Raw genomic sequence first — 1,119 nt, 5'->3', positions numbered from 1 at the left:
AGATGTGTATAAGAGACAGAAATAATATAAATTGACTTTTATTTAAAAATAGGATGCAGAGAGATTGCGAAATAGTTTCTCTGTATAGGTAGTGCATGCATGCATGGCAATAAACAGTGATTGATATAACATAATGGGAAGAGTACAATATTATCGCATGCGGATTGGGCCCTGTGTATCAATTTTGTTGGCAAAAAGGAATGGAAAGCGAACGAAATGTGAAAACGCGGGCCAGGTTTGATAGCTTCTGTCAGTGCTGCAGCCCATTTTGTGATTACGCACCGCAGAGCCATCTAAATCGTAAATTCACTTATGGCTTGCCGAGTCACGAAAACAAAGGGAACATAAGGGCCAACAAGGCAATGGATGACATTTTAAACTACGACAAATCAAAGGAGGTGGACTACTATGCAGTTCTTGGTTGTGATGAGACTTCCAGTTGGAGCCAGCTCAATAACGGTTTAAAAATTTACAAGAATAGGCCCACTAGCAGGCCAGTAGCACGCAGTGCAAGGAGCTGTGAAGCGACGGAGGGGAAACTGTGGAGTAAATCAGACGTCAGAATCGGGAATTTTCTCACACTATGAGGTCATAGAACACAACAATGACACTATAGCCAAAATCTGAGTTGAGAGTCGAAGTCAGCGCCCGAGGTTACCTCAATGAGGTAGGTTTTAGCACCATGTGTAAAAAATCATGGTTTGGTCATACGCCTTCAGTGTGAGCAAAGTTTTAAAAAAAGTGCGTTTTCCATCGATCGATCCATACTGCCCAAGTTTACACATCCGAGATATCAAATGAGTTGCCAGTAGCCATAAAACATGATGATACGCCGGAAGTGTGAGCACATTGGACGGAAAAGCCAAGTTTGCCACCGGCCAGCCCTCCACGGTCACATTCTGCCAATTTTCAGCTCCGGATATCAGCCGTGAGCAAGCGTTGCTAACGCTGCCCCCATTTTTTAACAGAAATCACGTGCGGCGGTGTTTGAGCCGGCCTGTGCGGAGCAGGTCGCCGCCGAGTACAAGGCCCGCGCGAGGGAGTGCCACCCGGACAAGCGGCCCGACAGCGCGGAGGCGGCCGCGCGGTTCGAGCGCCTGCAGACGGCTAAAGTGCGGC

The 1,119-nt window shown here is 47.5% G+C and carries 1 protein-coding gene; it reads left to right on the top strand.

Translation table 11 applies throughout. From position 1 onward, the window contains the following. Window positions 1-983: 983 nt before the first annotated feature. On the top strand, window positions 984-1,119 hold a 136-nt coding region (locus B6S09_RS18810; protein WP_141202001.1), incomplete at its 3' end, for a J domain-containing protein.

The organism is Oceanimonas baumannii (assembly GCF_002245495.1).
In the GTDB taxonomy this organism is placed as follows: domain Bacteria; phylum Pseudomonadota; class Gammaproteobacteria; order Enterobacterales; family Aeromonadaceae; genus Oceanimonas; species Oceanimonas baumannii.
The sequence above is the reverse complement of the archived record's forward strand: the minus strand, read 5'-3'. Positions and strand labels throughout refer to the sequence as shown.